Annotated in this window: 19 protein-coding genes; 4 read left to right on the top strand and 15 right to left on the bottom strand. The window is 37.2% G+C overall.

Going from position 1 to position 16312, the window contains the following annotated elements; translation table 11 throughout:
* Positions 1 to 195: 195 nt before the first annotated feature.
* From bshC to CZ487_RS07090, 3 genes are all read right to left on the bottom strand, one after another.
* Positions 196 to 1830 (bottom strand): bacillithiol biosynthesis cysteine-adding enzyme BshC, encoded by a 1635-nt coding sequence (gene bshC / locus CZ487_RS07100; RefSeq protein WP_077211426.1) that lies wholly within the window; start codon positions 1828 to 1830, stop codon positions 196 to 198.
* Between the two features lie 111 nt (positions 1831 to 1941).
* Positions 1942 to 2331 carry a DUF3397 domain-containing protein gene (locus tag CZ487_RS07095; RefSeq protein ID WP_077211425.1) on the bottom strand — a complete coding sequence of 130 codons (390 nt, stop codon included), beginning with the start codon at positions 2329 to 2331 and terminating at the stop codon, positions 1942 to 1944.
* A gap of 2 nt (positions 2332 to 2333) precedes the next feature.
* Positions 2334 to 3236: a 2-dehydropantoate 2-reductase gene (locus tag CZ487_RS07090; RefSeq protein WP_077211424.1), complete on the bottom strand. Its 903-nt coding sequence runs from the start codon at positions 3234 to 3236 to the stop codon at positions 2334 to 2336.
* Between the two features lie 238 nt (positions 3237 to 3474).
* Between CZ487_RS07090 and CZ487_RS07085 the strand changes: the two genes are divergently transcribed.
* Positions 3475 to 3948 carry an N-acetyltransferase gene (locus tag CZ487_RS07085; protein ID WP_077211423.1) on the top strand — a complete coding sequence of 158 codons (474 nt, stop codon included), beginning with the start codon at positions 3475 to 3477 and terminating at the stop codon, positions 3946 to 3948.
* A 101-nt stretch (positions 3949 to 4049) separates the two neighbouring features.
* Here CZ487_RS07085 and CZ487_RS07080 read toward each other — a convergent pair whose 3' ends face one another.
* From CZ487_RS07080 to CZ487_RS07065, 4 genes are all read right to left on the bottom strand, one after another.
* Positions 4050 to 4682 carry an RsfA family transcriptional regulator gene (locus CZ487_RS07080; RefSeq protein ID WP_077211422.1) on the bottom strand — a complete coding sequence of 211 codons (633 nt, stop codon included), beginning with the start codon at positions 4680 to 4682 and terminating at the stop codon, positions 4050 to 4052.
* 95 nt (positions 4683 to 4777) lie between these two features.
* Complete coding sequence (locus CZ487_RS07075; protein ID WP_077211421.1) at positions 4778 to 5548, bottom strand: enoyl-CoA hydratase/isomerase family protein; 771 nt, start codon at positions 5546 to 5548, stop codon at positions 4778 to 4780.
* A gap of 132 nt (positions 5549 to 5680) precedes the next feature.
* Positions 5681 to 5854, bottom strand: a complete 174-nt coding sequence (rpmF, locus tag CZ487_RS07070; protein WP_058002541.1) for a 50S ribosomal protein L32 — start codon at positions 5852 to 5854, stop codon at positions 5681 to 5683.
* 88 nt (positions 5855 to 5942) lie between these two features.
* The gene (locus tag CZ487_RS07065) at positions 5943 to 6479 is read right to left on the bottom strand and encodes a YceD family protein (RefSeq protein ID WP_077211420.1); all 537 of its coding nucleotides are present in this window, start codon (positions 6477 to 6479) and stop codon (positions 5943 to 5945) included.
* A 195-nt stretch (positions 6480 to 6674) separates the two neighbouring features.
* On the opposite strand from CZ487_RS07065, the gene CZ487_RS07060 reads away from it, so the two are divergent.
* Positions 6675 to 7889 (top strand): nucleotidyltransferase, encoded by a 1215-nt coding sequence (locus tag CZ487_RS07060; protein WP_077211419.1) that lies wholly within the window; start codon positions 6675 to 6677, stop codon positions 7887 to 7889.
* A gap of 23 nt (positions 7890 to 7912) precedes the next feature.
* Here CZ487_RS07060 and CZ487_RS07055 read toward each other — a convergent pair whose 3' ends face one another.
* Positions 7913 to 8929 (bottom strand): SepM family pheromone-processing serine protease, encoded by a 1017-nt coding sequence (locus CZ487_RS07055; protein WP_139339542.1) that lies wholly within the window; start codon positions 8927 to 8929, stop codon positions 7913 to 7915.
* Complete coding sequence (locus tag CZ487_RS07050) at positions 8929 to 9714, bottom strand: patatin-like phospholipase family protein (protein ID WP_077211417.1); 786 nt, start codon at positions 9712 to 9714, stop codon at positions 8929 to 8931. The genes CZ487_RS07055 and CZ487_RS07050 overlap by 1 nt, the downstream gene beginning before the upstream one ends.
* A 344-nt stretch (positions 9715 to 10058) precedes the next feature.
* On the opposite strand from CZ487_RS07050, the gene ylbJ reads away from it, so the two are divergent.
* Positions 10059 to 11267 (top strand): sporulation integral membrane protein YlbJ, encoded by a 1209-nt coding sequence (ylbJ, locus tag CZ487_RS07045; protein ID WP_077211416.1) that lies wholly within the window; start codon positions 10059 to 10061, stop codon positions 11265 to 11267.
* 36 nt (positions 11268 to 11303) lie between these two features.
* On the opposite strand, the gene coaD is transcribed toward ylbJ, so the two are convergent.
* From coaD to CZ487_RS07030, 3 genes are all read right to left on the bottom strand, one after another.
* A complete protein-coding gene (gene coaD, locus CZ487_RS07040) occupies positions 11304 to 11789 on the bottom strand; it encodes a pantetheine-phosphate adenylyltransferase (RefSeq protein WP_077211415.1) in 486 nt (161 codons plus the stop codon).
* A 36-nt stretch (positions 11790 to 11825) separates the two neighbouring features.
* A complete protein-coding gene (rsmD, locus tag CZ487_RS07035) occupies positions 11826 to 12374 on the bottom strand; it encodes a 16S rRNA (guanine(966)-N(2))-methyltransferase RsmD (RefSeq protein WP_077211414.1) in 549 nt (182 codons plus the stop codon).
* Between the two features lie 306 nt (positions 12375 to 12680).
* Entirely contained in the window at positions 12681 to 14111 is a 1431-nt protein-coding gene (locus CZ487_RS07030; protein WP_077211413.1) for a stalk domain-containing protein, read from the bottom strand.
* 163 nt (positions 14112 to 14274) lie between these two features.
* Between CZ487_RS07030 and CZ487_RS07025 the strand changes: the two genes are divergently transcribed.
* Positions 14275 to 14664, top strand: coding sequence for a DUF7147 family protein (locus CZ487_RS07025; RefSeq protein WP_077211412.1), 390 nt, complete (start codon positions 14275 to 14277; stop codon positions 14662 to 14664).
* Positions 14665 to 14709: 45 nt separating this feature from the next.
* On the opposite strand, the gene CZ487_RS07020 is transcribed toward CZ487_RS07025, so the two are convergent.
* The 3 genes from CZ487_RS07020 to CZ487_RS07010 form a co-directional block, all read right to left on the bottom strand.
* Positions 14710 to 14985, bottom strand: a complete 276-nt coding sequence (locus CZ487_RS07020; protein WP_077211411.1) for a YlbG family protein — start codon at positions 14983 to 14985, stop codon at positions 14710 to 14712.
* Positions 14986 to 15137: 152 nt separating this feature from the next.
* Entirely contained in the window at positions 15138 to 15575 is a 438-nt protein-coding gene (locus CZ487_RS07015) for a YlbF/YmcA family competence regulator (protein WP_077211410.1), read from the bottom strand.
* Positions 15576 to 15637: 62 nt separating this feature from the next.
* Positions 15638 to 16066: a hypothetical protein gene (locus CZ487_RS07010; RefSeq protein ID WP_077211409.1), complete on the bottom strand. Its 429-nt coding sequence runs from the start codon at positions 16064 to 16066 to the stop codon at positions 15638 to 15640.
* Positions 16067 to 16312 lie beyond the last annotated feature (246 nt).

The raw sequence follows: 16312 nt of genomic DNA, 5'->3' as shown, positions 1-16312 counted from the left end.
CAATCCCCCACTTTCCTCCACATGTTTTTATAGATTCTACCCAAGCTCTCAAAATCCTCCCTAAAATCAAATATTTTAGGCATTTTTTTAAGTATCATTTTAGGTACCAGGTACCTAAAGAAGACATTAGTCCACGACGAGCGGACAGTGGAGTTAATAAAAAAGACTTTATCATCGCGATAAAGTCTTTTTTTATTAAAGTTTTACTACTTTGTGGTTCCCATCAAATTCAAATGGAAGTTTTGTTAGGTCGTCTACAAAATTAAGACCATATTTATTCAAGAAATAATATATATTCCATGTGCGTTCTTGCGGACCGTCTGAAGGTCTTAAAGATGTCTCGATGCGGCGGTATTTTTCCAGCATAACTCCATGCTTTTGCAGAACCGCCTCCTCCAGCTTGCCTTCCATGAACTGAATTTGCTTTAGCAATATATCTTTATTCTTTTTGAGCAATGGGACTAATCCACGATATTCTTGTTCTGTTTTCTCTTCAATTCGCAGGTACTGTTCCGTTAACATCTCTTTTGTTTCATGAAAGAGGAGCTCAAAGCTTTTATCCTTAATACTGTCGAGATACGAAGTTCTTTCATCCGTAACCCCCGACTGAAGTACCTTTAGTAAATCTAACTGCAGTTCCGTCAATTCTGATTCAACGTCTCTTTCTAAAAGTGTAATGTTTAGTCTCGGAACAATCGGCGGCATTTTCATACCAAAGCCTTCAAATACCTTTTTCAATTCAGCCCAGTACGATATCTCCCCTGGTCCAGCGATAAAAGCTAAAGTAGGAAACAACAATTCCTGCATGACCGGTCTTGTTACCACATTATTACTCAATTTTTCAGGGCTTTCACTTGCCATCCTAAGCAATTCATCTTTAGTGAAAGAAACCAAACCGTTCTTACCAACAAAGGTATTAGCGGTAACATCATATTCTAATAAAACACGTTCATAGTTCTCTTCATCATAGTAAAATAAATTAGCAGCATTAGCTGTGATTTCAATAGCTTGATTGAAACCTGCATTTTGGAGAATCGTTTGCTGATTCTTCACTGCAGCAGTAATTCCTTCTGCATCATGGATTTGTTGAATAAAGAAATCTTTTTCCATACTGCGAAGCTGCTTATTCCCAGAATCTACTAACAAGAGTCCATGCTTCTTGAATAACTCCATTGTAATGAATGCAAAAAAATCCACAAAACTTTGTGAATGCTTAATAGCATTTTCTGAAAAAGCTAAAAGTTCATTCGTATACTCCGTCTCACCAAATGACTCAATAATCTCCCTTACCCACGAAAGACATGTATTCCGATCAAGCAGACAATCAGAAACCATTCGTTTATCATGGATTTTTTCCGGATACACACATTTTTGCAATCCCTGGTCATCCTCGAGATATACATGGTTTACTTCCATATAATCATGATCTTCTCCAGCAATCCAAAAGATTGGTACAACAGGTACACCTAATTCTTTTTCCTTTTCTTTAGCAAATGCAATAATAGAAATAACTTTATGTATTGAATATAGGGGACCCGTTAGTATTCCCGCTTGTTGGCCGCCGATTACAACAACACTATTGTTCTTTCTCAGTTTTGCAAGAGATTCATCCACTTCGTTTGAGCCAGGGTAATGCTGCATAAAGGACTGTATATGGTCTGCTAATTCATTCCTCATGAAAGACCGGCCCGTCAACTCTTTTACTCGTTCCTCATACTCTTCTGGTCGTTTATAATTATAGTGAAAATACTCCTGCATTTCAGGTGTTTGAGCATAGTAATCTGTTGCAAACCTGTTTGTAGCTGGGAGAAAGAGATTGACAATCTCCATAAATTACTTCCTTTCTGGTCAACAATTTCTTCGTAATGAGTATAGCATTGTATGAACATATTTTAAAAATCTTTGCCTATACAAATTACGGAAGGGGAGAATATTTCATCATCATGAAATGGAATTCGTTACACTTTGAATGATCCCGATAATGATTAACACCATATAGGCTGAAAAAAACAAAAGAAAATTCACGCGCCAAAAACCTCTGAACACCTTTTGAAAATCGACTTCTTGTTTTAGCTTCCAATGCGCTAGTACAACTACGATTCCAATGGAACTCATCATTAATAGAATGAGCCATAAAAATGATTTTTCCCATATCGTCACTATTAAGAAATGGACCGAAATAATAAATAATACCGTACTTACATCTAATGCTAGATGAACAGACCGCCGATGCTGCTTTGTTACTTGTTTGCTGACAATAAAAATGATGAGGTACCCGAGTAAAGGTATCGTAACAAATGTTGCAGCAATAAAAGATAAAAATGCTGACAAGATTAATTCACCTCTCCCTGTATCTCACTCCCTTTAATAAGGTGATAAAAAGTATGTACAAGCGGAGCCTCCATTTTTTTACTTCTTGCTTCCTCTAATAAGTAACCTAAAATCGCATCAATTTCTGTTGGACGATTTTCTTCTAAATCTTTCAGCATTGATGATCGATTTAGAGCCGTGCTTTTACAAACACCTACCAAATTTTCATAGTAAGCGTCATCATTTTCTATCTGAAGAATCACACTAATTTCTTTAAATAACCGATTGAATATTTGAAGGTAATAAGTATTTGACAGCAGTTCTCCATTAGGTACTTTCAATGCAGCTGTTAAAGGATTAATAACACAATTAACAATGAATTTTCTAGTCAGCATTTCTTTATAATCCCCCTCAATAACAAAAGGAAAATTTCCTTTTAAAGGTTCTGTAAACTCTGAGAAGAAAGCTTCATCGTGGACACCTTTGTAGACCGCTAAATTCGTTTTCCCCGAACCTGTATGGGAAACAGTATAATTACTTAAGCGATATGCACCATGTTCAACCGTCCCTACGTATATATTCTTGGCTTTTAGACCCTCTAGCCATTTCAAATGCCCCATACCATTTTGCAAAAACAAAAGGCGGGGAGATTGCGCAAATGAAACGCTGTGAATTAAGTCTTTAAGCTGATACTGTTTAACACAAATGATGGTAAGATCCTCGTTTGCTCCTTCCCACTTGGAAATCACTTTTGTTTTTAGTATTGTCCTAGAAGAAACATCTCCCTTTTGCATAAGTAATCCATTGGTCTCGAGGTTTTCCTTTTGTTGTTGTGTTCTAACATATAAGACTACGTCATGCACTTGATTTAGATAAAATGCAAACAATAGACCTATTGAACCGCCACCAATTATTCCAATTTTCATAGTACCGACCTCATCTAATTTAATACTCATATTTTACCAGAAGATAAAATAGGTTTGTTCTAATATTAGAAAGTTTTTTTACTGACTGCGGAAGATTAATCCCTGACAAACAGCACAACCTTTTTTCTAACACGGTAAATTTGCTGAATTTTGCGTGTCTTTATTGTATAATAAAATAAGTCGGAATGCTTTCTTCTGAACCCGATTTCTAATCAACTACGATAAAGGGGAATGCTTGATGGTATATACAGTACAAAAATTAAAAGTGAACTATAAAACATTAGAGGAATTTAAGCAGTTTAGGGAATATGGGTTACAAGAGCTTTCAATGCTTGAAGATTTACAATCAAATATTATCGATAATGATAGCGAATCTCCTTTCTATGGAATTTATTACGGGGATACTTTAGTTGCCAGAATGAGTCTTTACACTGTTAACGCAAAGTTTGATCAATACTTCGAACCGCCAAATGATTATCTAGAGCTTTGGAAGCTCGAGGTTTTACCGGGATTCCAAAAAAAGGGACTTGGAACAGCACTTGTAGAATTTGCAAAGAGTTTCAATATGCCGATTAAAACAAACCCCAGGGTAAACTCACATGAATTTTGGACAAAGCAAGGCTTTGCTCCTGTTCAATATGACACCAAAAGAGATTTAGGAGAGAATCCGCTTATTTGGACTCCAAAGGGAGTAACAGAACATACACAATAAAATGAAACTGCAATGGTGGATACAAGAGGCTTACCGCCAGCCAACAGGTAATAAAAGCATACAATAAAAATAAGCGGACAATGTCCGCTTTTTTCATTCCATTATTTTTCTATTCTTTCTAGATTCCCATTTTTGTCCATTTGAAATTTTACTTTCTGTTGACGGTCTTCATCTTGCAGGACTACCATTTTTCTTGCCCTTTCCATAATTTCTATTAATGCTTTATAATCCTGTTCGACTGTTTTCAATTCCTTTGAAAGCTTTTCATTTTCCGAAGCTAAATAATAAACTTTCCTTTCTAGTTCCTTGATTTTGTTTTCATATTCCTTTACTTCGTTCTGCTGACCTTTCGACTCCTCAATCCTTTGATATAAATCCTTCAAATAACCAACCAGTTCTTCAAAGCTCACGACTTGTTGTTCTGACTGATCTGAACTTACGGTAACAGGTTCTGAATATTGCCCTGCTTCCTCCACCTCAATTTCAGCAGGTGCTTTTGATTGGTTTCTTTGCTCTTTTCTTTGCTTCTTTGCTAATTCAATTCCTGATTTATATTGCTTGCGCACATAAGAATTCCAACGGAAACCGCACGCTGCAGCTGTTCGTGATAATTGTTTTCCAACTTCTTCAAAAGCCTGCAGCTGTGTTCCGCCTTCACGTATATGTCGTAAAACTACCTCTGCAAGGAGCAAATCCTCATCTTCAGACCAGGCATCTTGACGATTAGTGGGCATCAGCAAATCCCTCCTAGTGTTTTTATTCATACATATGCATCTACTAGAAGAGATAGACTGTCAAGATACTGTTTTAAAACAATTTAATATGCTAATTACTGCTTTTTTATAGATGGACGGTTTAAGAAAGAGTCTACCCGCTGATGGTGTGCATCACTTGCCCAAAGCTTTGAACACTTTCTGATTTCTTTTTCTATTTTTTCCTTAATATTTTTTTCTTCCCATTTTCTGATCATCATTTCCTTATACGCCCTTAGGACCCCTTCTTCCATCAAAAATTTCTCACTCATGTTTTCTTTAAAACCTACTTCTGGTTCACTTTCATATATGTATTGAGCAAACCCCATATGGATTAATTCTTCAGCGGTATAGCGTTTCGCTTCATAAAGCATTTTCATTCCGATAGAAAGCGGAACCTTTTCTAGCAGGATTGTCCCTCCTCCCCAGCCTGTCGTAATAGCTAAATCCCCCTGAACGAAACCAGCACGGATTCCTTTACGAACCACACGAAAATCACAGGCAGTAGCCAGCTCGCAGCCTCCGCCTAAAGCAGTACCATTCATAAGGGCCACAGTCGGCTTAGGCAAGACTAATAATTCGTATAGAATATTAGCCATTTTTGAAAGCATCTCATAGGCTTGTTCTTCTGTTCTTAAATTTTGAAAGACAGACAAATCTCCACCTGAACAGAACGCTTGATCTCCTTCACCTGTAATTACCAGCCCCTTAACATTTTCTTTTTTAGTAAAATTTATGGCATCTCGCAGACCATCCATTACCTCATAATTAATGGCATTTCTTTTTTGAGGCCTCATTATTGTAAAAAATAAAACATCTTCGTTTACTTTCATCTGATACGGCTTCATTTTCTTCCTCCAAATACTATTTTCTTAATTGTAAATAAATTCGGAACAAATTAACACTATTATCAGAGAAAAATTCATGAAACGACAAAAGCACAGGAATGAAATCATTCCTGTGCTTTTTATCCGAAAGGATTAGTTGTTTACAACATCTTTTCCTTTGTATGTTCCACAAGCTTTACATACGCGGTGAGCAAGTTTCATCTCACCACAGTTTGGGCATTCTACCATACCTGGCACCTGTAGTTTAAAATGAGTACGACGTTTTCTTTTCGCAGTTTTAGAAGTTCTTCTAAAAGGTACAGCCATTCTTCCCACCTCCTTAAAGAGAATTAAGAAAGTCATGAAGATCAGAAATCTGATTCTTCAAATGTTTCTTTTTTTGCTTCTTCTATATCTATGAATTAGAAGAAGGATCATCTTGATCAAGTAGTTTTGCAAGTCCTGCTAACCGAGGATCAATCTTGTCTTTTTTATCTTGCTCTTGAATGACCTCCCAGTCTTTACCAGATTGAGGAGCTCCTTCTTCGCTTGATTGATCATCATCAGAGAAAACTTGAATCGGAACTTCAAGTACAAGAATTTCATGTAAGATCGGCATAAGATCAATTACATCTCCTTGAACTTGATGAACTTCCTCATCGGTTTCATAATCGTAACCTTTTAAGAGGAATGTTTCTGTTGTTTCTACATCAATTGGATAATTCACGTCAACTAAAGTACGAGAACAAGGAAGAACTAAATAACCCTTTATTCTTATGTGAAAGGTTACTCTCGTCGAGGCAATGTCTGCACGACCTGTTATATGCATTGGTGAAACATTACGTATCGTCTGATCCATTTTCTTTAGGTCATCTACGTTTACGTTTACTATTTCATCAATAGGAAAATCCTTGCTTCGATGTTTTTGTAACTGACTTATTGTCCATTTCATTCGAATCACCCCAAGGCAACAAAGGTAATTATAGCTTTCAAACAATTATTTGTCAATAAAATTTCTTTACACTATAATATAGTCATTATAAGTCTGATTTAATCGACAAAGCTTTGATTATAAAAACCTTTATTAAATTTACAATACATAACCATAACATACAACTGCAAAATTTTGAAAGCAAAGGAGCAGAAAATGAAAGCTGTTGGAATTGTAGTAGAATATAATCCATTCCACAATGGGCATGCTTTCCACCTAGAAAAAACAAGAGAGAAAGCAAATGCTGATGTTGTTATTGCCGTCATGAGCGGTCAGTTTCTACAAAGAGGCGAACCAGCCCTATTACCAAAATGGTCACGGACTAAAATGGCACTGCTTGCAGGGGTCGACATTGTATTAGAACTCCCCTATCAGTTCGCAACACAGAAAGCCGATACATTTGCACACGGTGCTGTTTCCATCTTAGCATCTGCAGGATGTGATGCTTTATGCTTTGGAAGCGAATCTGGCGATATTGCTGCCTTTAATCATACCATTAATTTCCTTGAAAGTAATCATGGTGAATACCAGAGTAGATTCAAATTACATATTGAGAAAGGGGTAAGCTATCCAAAAGCATTGTCTTCCGCCTTTAATGATCTAAACCCTTCAGAATCTTTAGTTGACCTTTCAAAACCAAATAATATATTAGGTTATCAGTATGTAAAAGCAATAAGGGACCAAAATCTTCATATGAAACCTATAACGATTTCAAGAACAAATGCCGGTTACCATGACGAAGACTTTTCATCAGAAACCATTGCAAGTGCTACAAGTATCCGTAAGGCTTTATTTTCAAAAGATGGCAGAATTGAAAATGTACTTCCCTATGTTCCTGCTGCAACCGCTGAACTCCTCGAAGACTACTACATCCAGGCGGGCCAGCTCCACCAATGGGAAAACTATTGGCCGTATTTAAAGTTTCGTCTTCTCCAGTCAACTCCTGAAGAACTAAGAATGATTTATGAAGTAGAGGAGGGGTTAGAAAACAGAATTTTAGCAAAGGTATTAGAGGCAGAGTCTTTTTCTGAATTTATGAAAGCGATCAAAACAAAACGTTACACATGGACTAGATTGCAAAGAGTGTGTGTTCATATTTTAACTAATACAACGAATGATGAAATGAAAATTAGAATGAAGAACCCCTCCTATATTCGCCTGCTAGGTATGAACGATGTGGGAAGGAGTTATCTAAATAAGTGGAAATTACACACACAAATTCCAATTATATCAAAGATGTCCTCCTATCAAGAAAATGACATACTTCTTGATATTCGCTCCTCTCGAATTTATGCACTTGGTGCATCTCCTGCGATGAGAAGTAAATTAATGAAAATGGACTATGAACAGCCGCCAATATACATTAAATAAGCAGAGGGATGCCCTCTGCTTATTTAACTTAGATTTTCAAGATAGGCGATTGCTTCATCAAAATTGTCTACAGGAACAATTTCCATCTTAGAACCAATATCTTCAGCCGTTCTGATAGCTGCACGATAATTTGAATCCTCGGCACCTTCCTCAAATGGAGCAAAAAAGATATCAGCACCCGCACGATCTGCTGCAACTATTTTCTGCTCTATTCCGCCTATTCGGCCTATTTTACCATTCGTTGAAATCGTTCCTGTACCAGCAATTTGATAGCCTCGAGTCATATCTTCCTCTGTTAATTGATTATAGATTTCTAAAGCAAACATGAACCCTGCGGATGGGCCGCCAATTTCCTCCGAATCTATTTCAACCTCTGGTTCTACTTGTATTTCCTTATCATCCACCAAGCCTATCCCAATTCCCACTTTACTTTTATCCTCTGGGAATGTCTGCACAGCAACTTCCACTTCGCCTTCTTTATTTCTCCGCTCGTATGTCAGTGTAAGTACTTCTCCTGCATCTTTCTCACTAACATAGGATATAAACTCCTCGGAAGACGTAAAATCGAGGTTATCCACCTTAAAAATGCGATCCCCTGGCAGAAGCTTTTCATGTGCAGGCATGCTCTCAACGACATTCAGAACATACACACCTTTATATTCATATTGCACCGGTATACCAGCTTTTTTGTAGGCTACTTCAATTGCTGATAGCTTTGAACTATCCATGAGATGAAGCTGTCTAACATTATATTCTTCTTCAGATTCTTCTTCTCCCCTGATATCTTCTAAAGGATATATCTTTTGATAGTCACTTAATTTCGCCAGCAAAAACGAATAAATATTTGCCCTCCCCATTCTAACGGTTGTCAGCATAAAACTCCCTTCTTCATCAAAACCATTCTCAACCTCAATGATGGGATGAAGTTCTTTTGCCATTCCTGGTTTTGTAACATAGTAAGGGAGCGAATAGAATGTGCCTATAAGCAGGATAAGTACAACTGGTATTAGTAAAAATTGCACCCTTAGCTTTTTGTTCATCATGGTTGCTCCTTCCACTGCTCTAACAAATCTTTTATACTCTGAACATGGTTCTTGGTTGCTTCTTCACCTATCGCAATAATTTCATCAATATTGGTAAACGCTCTCGAGCTAAACATCTCAACACGCGGCCTTATCATAATATCAGAGGCGATCTCCCGATTAGCAACCAGCTCCATTTGCATGATGTCAATACTTTGCATGATGACATCATAAATTGTAGAGATCTCAGCTTGTTGATTTACATTCGAGACATCAACCGCTATAACTATATCAGCGCCCATATCTTTAACGACCGAAACAGGTACCCGGTCAACAACCCCGCCGTCTACTAAAACTTTCCCATTGTATTTCTCTGGAACAAAAATACCTGGAATGGATATACTTGCCCGGACGGCCTCTGCAATTGGACCATTGTCAAAAACCACTTTTTCACCCGTTATTAACTCAGTAGCAACTACCCGTACGGGAATATCCAATTGTTCAATGGTTTTACCGTGAGTGAAAATTCGGATAAGCTCTTTAATTCGATTTCCGGCAATAAACCCCATCTTTGGGACGGTAAAATCTAAATAGTATTTCCGCTTGAAAACCTTTGATAATTTATATAAACGATCAATATCAAGACCTGCTGCATAAAAGCAGCCGACCATGGCCCCCATGCTGCTTCCAGCAATTAAATCGATGGGGATTCCCTCATCTCTTAACACTTTTATGACTCCAAGATGAGCAAACCCCCTTGCTCCTCCGGAACCTAATGCTAACCCTACTTTCGGACGACGCACCAATATGTCCTCCTTTATATCTCAATTTTTTTACGTTTTGGATTGAGGCCCGCTGAACAGTCGCCTCCGCTTTTTATCAATCTAGCTCCAGCTCCTAGCTCCTCGGCCATTTCAACCCAAGCATTCAAATCCAAAAGCGGGATTTGTATGCTTGGGTCTCCAATGTCTCTCGGAGCTGAACAGTCGCCTCCGCTTTTTATGTAATCTTATGGTCTAATTTTGTTTTCTATGAGTATATTGAGTTATATGAGGACAGGACCTGTATTGTTGTTTTTTTCACATAGTAATCTTACCATTATTTGCAATTACTTGCACAGTAAGTAAATATTAGGAGGCTTAAGTTTGTGGTTCGATCAAAATTAAAAACGATCATTCTTGCATTATCTGTCACCATAATGGCCATTTCAATTATCGCATTTCCACAGGAATCAGTTGATGCCTCTATAAGAGGGTTAGATATGTGGTGGGAAATTGTCTTCCCCTCGTTACTCCCATTCTTAATCGTTTCCGAAATCCTCATTGGTTTCGGTGTTGTTAGGTTTTTTGGAGTCCTTCTAGAACCATTAATGAGACCGCTCTTTAAAGTTCCGGGGGCTGGAGGATTTGTCTGGGCTATGGGAATGGCATCTGGCTATCCTGCCGGTGCCAAACTAACAGCCCGCCTGCGTCAGGAAGGACAGCTTTCAAAGATAGAAGCAGAAAGGCTAGTCAGCTTTACAAATTGTTCAAATCCATTATTTATTTTTGGTGCCGTGTCTGTTGGGTTTTTTTTAAACCCAAAGCTCGGGATTATTCTTGCTCTAGCCCATTACCTTGGGAATTTTACAATTGGAATACTAATGCGGTTTTACGGAAAAAATGAAGATCAAAAAAACAGTAAAACTCGCAAAGTATCTTTAAAGATAGCTTTTGACGAACTTCACCGTTCTCGTATTAACGATAAGCGTCCCATCGGAAAATTACTAGGAGACGCTGTAATTTCCTCCATAAACACACTTTTAATGATTGGCGGGTTTATCATTTTGTTCTCTGTGGTAAATAAGATATTATACCACCTGCACATCACTGAATTTGCTGGAGAATTCGTTGAAGTAATTTTGCGAGTTTTACACTTGCCTGAAGCACTAAGTATCCCATTTATCTCGGGTCTATTTGAGATTACACTAGGAAGCCAATTAACCAGTCAGGTTTATGATGTTTCACTTATGAATCAAGCTATGATCGTAAGCTTCATCCTGGCCTTTAACGGTTTCAGTGTTCAAGCACAAGTAGCAAGTATACTAGCAGAAACAGATATCAATTTTAAGCCCTACTTCATTGCACGTATTTTTCACGGTATTTTTGCCAGTATCTATACATTAATTCTTTGGAAACCGATTTATGAACATTTCTATAACAACGACCCTTCTCCGAACTCAATTCCAGTCAGTATCTTTTATGAAGAAGCATGGTTTCTTAAAGCTCTCACGATGTTTAAGGAAACAGGCCCCCTGATCACAATAGCAGGTTTACTTCTTTATGTAATCGTTTATTACAAAAGAACAGCAAATTAAAAAAGAGCGCGATCAGAAACTGATCGCTGCTCTTCATTATTCAATCGGAAACTTTAATCTTAAGGCTTTTTCAACTTGCGGCGGTACTAGTTCCGCTATCTTTCCATGATATTGTGCAACTTCCTTAACAATGCTTGAACTTAAGAATGAATATTGATTATTTGTCATAATGTAGAAAGTTTCAATATCTTCATTTAAAAACTTATTCATTGATGTTAATTGCATTTCATACTCAAAATCAGATACGGCCCTTAACCCACGAATAATGGAATTGGCACCTATACTTTTAGCATAATGGATTAGAAGTCCGTCGAAGGAATCTACCTTTACATTTGGGATATGTTTAGTCACTTCTTCAATTAATTCAACTCTCTCATCCACAGAAAATAAAGGCTGTTTGTTTTTATTATTCAAGATTGAAACATAGACAACATCAAATACCCTTGAAGCTCTAGAAATAATATCCAGATGCCCGTATGTAATCGGATCAAAGCTTCCTGGACAAATAGCTATACTAGCCATCGAACTCCCCCTAAATGAATTTGTATGTATAAATTTTTAATAAGTATAGATCGAAATAGTAATGATGCCATATGTCTCTGATTTTACTTGCTGCAGCCGGCCGACCACGGCTGGTAATTTCACATCCGTACCGTGTTCGCAGACAATAACCCCATTTTCCTTAAGAAGCGAGTGAGAGTCAACTGTCTCAAGAATATCCTTTAGCTGCTGTTTAGCATAAGGCGGATCTAGAAAGATGTAATCGAAAGCTAGTTCACGCTTTATGATTGCTTTAAGGGCTCTTGCTGCGTCATTTCGGTAAACTTCTGTGACATCCTCAAGGGAACATGTTTTAATATTGTCACGAATCGTTCCAATCGCTTTTCCATCTCGATCTACAAAAATGGCCTTCTCGACACCACGGCTGATAGCTTCTATCCCCAAACCGCCGCTTCCGGCAAACAAATCAAGACAAATCCCGCCATCAAAGTACGGACCAATGATGTTAAATATCGCCTCTTTCACTTTATCCGTTGTTGGTCTAGTTGAATTACCTGGTACTGCTTTCAATGATTTTCCTTTATATTTTCCGGAAACCACTCTCATGTATTAATCACCACAATCAAGTTGTAAACTTCTCTCATAATCCTACCACAACTAAAAGACAGTAGCCAACCCATTTTTGAAAGCGATTTCCAACTTTTCTCTTAAAAATTATCCTAAAATATGTATATTGAAATTTAATATGGAAATAATGTTATTAACAACATCTATTCGAGGATGTTGTTGCCAACCGCGGAGAAGACTTACGTTTCCCCATAAGTTCTTCCTCCGGTTTCTCCTCTCCCTTTGCCTTCTTTCCTTTTTAGGATATGGAAGGACCCTGCTGAATTATTTCTGCAGGGTTTTCTTTTATTTTTCTAATAAAGAAAGTTTTATTTGTGTTTCTCCTTCGGTAATTTCTACTTGAAACAACGAATCCAACCATTTATCTTTCATATAAACTCTTCCATCAATCATGATCAATGGATTTTCAAGAAGTCCGTAATCCTCTTCATTATAAATAAAAATGTTTTGATCGACATAGAATCGATAACGATTATGGTCTTTATTAATAAGAATGGTATCCTGGCTTCCTAATGTATGAATATTAAAACCTAGATTATTCATCGATTCAATAAAAGGGAAATACAATTCATCCCTCACAAGAATAGCATGCTGATCCTTCAAGACGGTGTCCTTAATAAGAATTTCCCTTAAATCAAGATAATAAAGTGGAATCAGCTTCGAATTTTGATTTCTGTTTAATGAAAAATAGCTGGTTTGTTTACCTTTTAATGAGCCAAGTATCTCATCCAATTTCTGAACAGAAAGTGTTTCTGCATCTAAAACGCCCTGAACAAACTGAGTCCATTCATCAGATGATAATCTCCCCTTCAACTCTTGAATAAGCTCATTCCCTTTTATTGTGTTAGCATCTTTCCCCATTGCCGCCGAGGCAAGAAGATCTACTAACCATATTTCCTCTTCCGAAAGGGGATCGAATCTGTTAAAAAAGTATTGATAAACCACTTTTCTTTCCATATCTTCTGTACTCAATCCAGGACTTAGAACGAGCAGGCCTTGTCCAGCCGCTTCAGGGTGAAGGTCAGAAAGAACAATTGCAGAAACCGGTGAAGCTGGAAGAATGTTTAGTAATTCAAATGAACGGGATGGCAAACTTCTATCTTCACCAGAATAATATACCTGAATATCTTGATATTTCTTTCCAAACAGCGGATCTGGCTGCCAATAAATAGAGGCATTCCTCTCTTCACCTGAAAAAACATAGTAATCGATATAATTTAGCTCCTTATAAGCTTTCAGCGGAAGCCCCGCTGCCCAGGAGCCTTCCCTTTTTGACAGATCTACAAGTTCAATTGTGGTCTCCTTCATATGGACATTATGTAATTGTACGATCCAATCATGAAGTAAAAATGCTGAACTTTTATTATTCAATTGTATTCTATAGATTAGCGATAAAGTCGACTCCTCCGTAAAGATAGAAAACGGATCTTCCTCCTCAGACATACAGTCTGTACCATCTTCGTTTAAACAAACCCATTCTGAAATCGTTTCAGGAACGAGAACCGTATAGGTTTTTCCTGGTATAATACCGTTAACCTTTTGTGTAATCTGAAGTTGATTATGATTAGTCTCTATACTTATATGCTGAGACGCTTTTTCATTTAACTCACCATTTGTAGAAGCACTTTGGTTCACATAAGTGTTCCATTGCCATAACAACATGCCCCAAATGAGGAAAATCAAAATAATCAATGTCGAAAATGATATCCTCCACATCGGCATTCTCCCCTAAAACATTTATATATCAATACAATACCAGATGAACAAAAATCCGTCATATGAAATCTAGATTTTCATGATAATGACTTTATTTTCTAGAATAAAACATGGTAAAGTATGGGTTGATACAAACGTAAGGGACAAACTGGAGGTGATTTTTGTGATTCAACGTTTCATCGAACTGGGAGAAGGTTATTCAGACCTTTATGAATTAATCCATTTAGCAAAAGCAAATCAACACAGGCTCGCACATATGATGGCATTAAATACTGAGATCGAAGGACGAGAGGTAATTTCATTAGCCATTGTACTTAATCCCACTGATCCTGGTGATTTCCAACCGATATATATATGCAGAGAAGGGATACCAAATCCAATTGCCAACCCAAACAAGCGCTATGACCTATTTGCTTCCTTAAGTGAAGAACTTGGAAAAAATATCATTGAATTAACAGTCAAACCCTCAAAGCAATTTTCTGAAAAAGATCTTTACTATCAGTATTTAATCGGTATATTGAGGATGAACCGCTTTATACCGCCGCTACAGTAGCCCTAAAATATAAAGGGTGAAGCCTAAGCTCCACCCTTTACAAAATCAGATTCCCATTCGATAGTCATATTCTTTTGCCTTATCTGGCTTGGAGTTTTCAAACTCCATTTTTAAGAAAGGTTTAAACGATGGTTCAACTTTTTTAACGAATGAATAGGATTGTATTTTTTCCATAAGCCTTTCTGTATCTTCTAGATTACAGTATAGTACGACATATTTTAACCGCTTGGAAACATAATGAACATTTCCAAATTTCCTTAGCATTTTGGCTTGCTTTAGTGAATAAAGCCAAACAATAATGCCCTGACGTTGCCCTAGCATACTCATTTTCCCCTCATAAACACCTATTTTTTTTAGTCTAGCAAAGAAAACGCTTTTTTTCAATGAAAAGTAAGGACCTAAACCACATATTTCCCTTAAAAAGGAAAAAAAGGTTTAGACTTATTTTTTGTCTAAACCTTCCTTTGTACCTTTTATGCACAACCACAGCTGCCGCCGGATCCACATCCGCCGCCGCAGCTTGAATCAAAAAAGGGATTTCCTGTAGGTACTTTTATTTGAGGAGATACGGCTCCGCCGATAATCACACTAACTTCATCAAGCAATGCTTGCAGGTCATTTTCAGCTTTCTTAAATTCGGCCACATTTTCATCCAGGTCCATATTTCGTTTTAACTCACGAATTTCCTTCATGACTTTTTTATAGTCAGGATGATACCTTCCAAATCTTTGAACCTCTTCGTAAAGTTCTTTCATCTTTACAAAAGCTTTTATCTTATTTTGTGTTTCTTTATTGGACTTTAATTTATTTAAACAAAAATAGTAATATTCAACCACATCGGATTGTAAAATCATTTTTGAAAGGAATTCAGCTCTATCTAGTATTTCCATTCTTTCAATCGTAGCAAGCAAGCTAGCTCACCTCCGCTTATAGTTTACCATGAAATGAAATCAAAAGCGAAGTTAAATACTTACTATGGGATGTCTACTGTAAATTCCTTTTCCATGGATGCCGTTTGATCATTGTCTGATTTGAAGACAGAAAGTTTAATTTTATGCGTTCCTGGTGTTAGACCTTTTATAATAAAGGCGGCTGTTTTGATTTCTTCCTTTTTTTCACCATCAACATATAGAACCATTTTCCCTTTATTTTTATGATGCTCTCTAAAAGAGAAATTTGGAATCATACACTCCACAAAGACATTTTGGTTTTTAACGTGGTGTTGGACTGAAAATGATTGATTGTCCTCTCTCCCAACCACCGGTACATCCTGACTAGTTTCAACGGAAACCATTGGGATAACTTTTGACTTTGCCTCTGGTTCTGGCAAATCCTTATGACATGCTGTTAATAAAAGCATGAAAAGATTTAATAACAGAAATTTACTCTTAGTTTTTCTCATATGAATCCCCCTCGTATAGTACTAGTAAGAGCTCTTTCTAGAAGAATTTCCAGTTGATCCGGATCCTCTAAAATTCACTCTAGATTCCTATAGGTTATCAAGGTTAGCCTTTCGGCTTCCCCATCTTAAATATTTTAGTTTTACCCTTGTTTCACCCACCTGATGGGGAAGCCGAGGTAAAGTTCAAACTATCAATAATAGATTAATGTGTTGTTCTTATTTCGCAGGGGGATAGTTTCCCTACTG

This window comes from Robertmurraya dakarensis, from assembly GCF_900156875.1.
GTDB classification, from domain to species: Bacteria; Bacillota; Bacilli; order Bacillales; family Cytobacillaceae; genus Robertmurraya; species Robertmurraya dakarensis.
The sequence above is the reverse complement of the archived record's forward strand: the minus strand, read 5'-3'. Positions and strand labels throughout refer to the sequence as shown.

Coding starts and splice junctions, on each gene's coding strand:
- CZ487_RS07010 (WP_077211409.1), bottom strand. CDS start 16,066: ATGAGAAAAACTAAGAGTAAATTTCTGTTATTAAATCTTTTCATGCTT.
- coaD (WP_077211415.1), bottom strand. CDS start 11,789: ATGGCTAGTATAGCTATTTGTCCAGGAAGCTTTGATCCGATTACATAC.
- CZ487_RS07020 (WP_077211411.1), bottom strand. CDS start 14,985: ATGCTAGGGCAACGTCAGGGCATTATTGTTTGGCTTTATTCACTAAAG.
- CZ487_RS07065 (WP_077211420.1), bottom strand. CDS start 6,479: ATGAAATGGACAATAAGTCAGTTACAAAAACATCGAAGCAAGGATTTT.
- CZ487_RS07090 (WP_077211424.1), bottom strand. CDS start 3,236: ATGAAAATTGGAATAATTGGTGGCGGTTCAATAGGTCTATTGTTTGCA.
- bshC (WP_077211426.1), bottom strand. CDS start 1,830: ATGGAGATTGTCAATCTCTTTCTCCCAGCTACAAACAGGTTTGCAACA.
- CZ487_RS07075 (WP_077211421.1), bottom strand. CDS start 5,548: ATGAAGCCGTATCAGATGAAAGTAAACGAAGATGTTTTATTTTTTACA.
- rsmD (WP_077211414.1), bottom strand. CDS start 12,374: ATGAGAGTGGTTTCCGGAAAATATAAAGGAAAATCATTGAAAGCAGTA.
- CZ487_RS07085 (WP_077211423.1), top strand. CDS start 3,475: ATGGTATATACAGTACAAAAATTAAAAGTGAACTATAAAACATTAGAG.
- CZ487_RS07055 (WP_139339542.1), bottom strand. CDS start 8,929: ATGAACAAAAAGCTAAGGGTGCAATTTTTACTAATACCAGTTGTACTT.
- rpmF (WP_058002541.1), bottom strand. CDS start 5,854: ATGGCTGTACCTTTTAGAAGAACTTCTAAAACTGCGAAAAGAAAACGT.
- CZ487_RS07030 (WP_077211413.1), bottom strand. CDS start 14,111: ATGTGGAGGATATCATTTTCGACATTGATTATTTTGATTTTCCTCATT.
- CZ487_RS07060 (WP_077211419.1), top strand. CDS start 6,675: ATGAAAGCTGTTGGAATTGTAGTAGAATATAATCCATTCCACAATGGG.
- CZ487_RS07080 (WP_077211422.1), bottom strand. CDS start 4,682: ATGCCCACTAATCGTCAAGATGCCTGGTCTGAAGATGAGGATTTGCTC.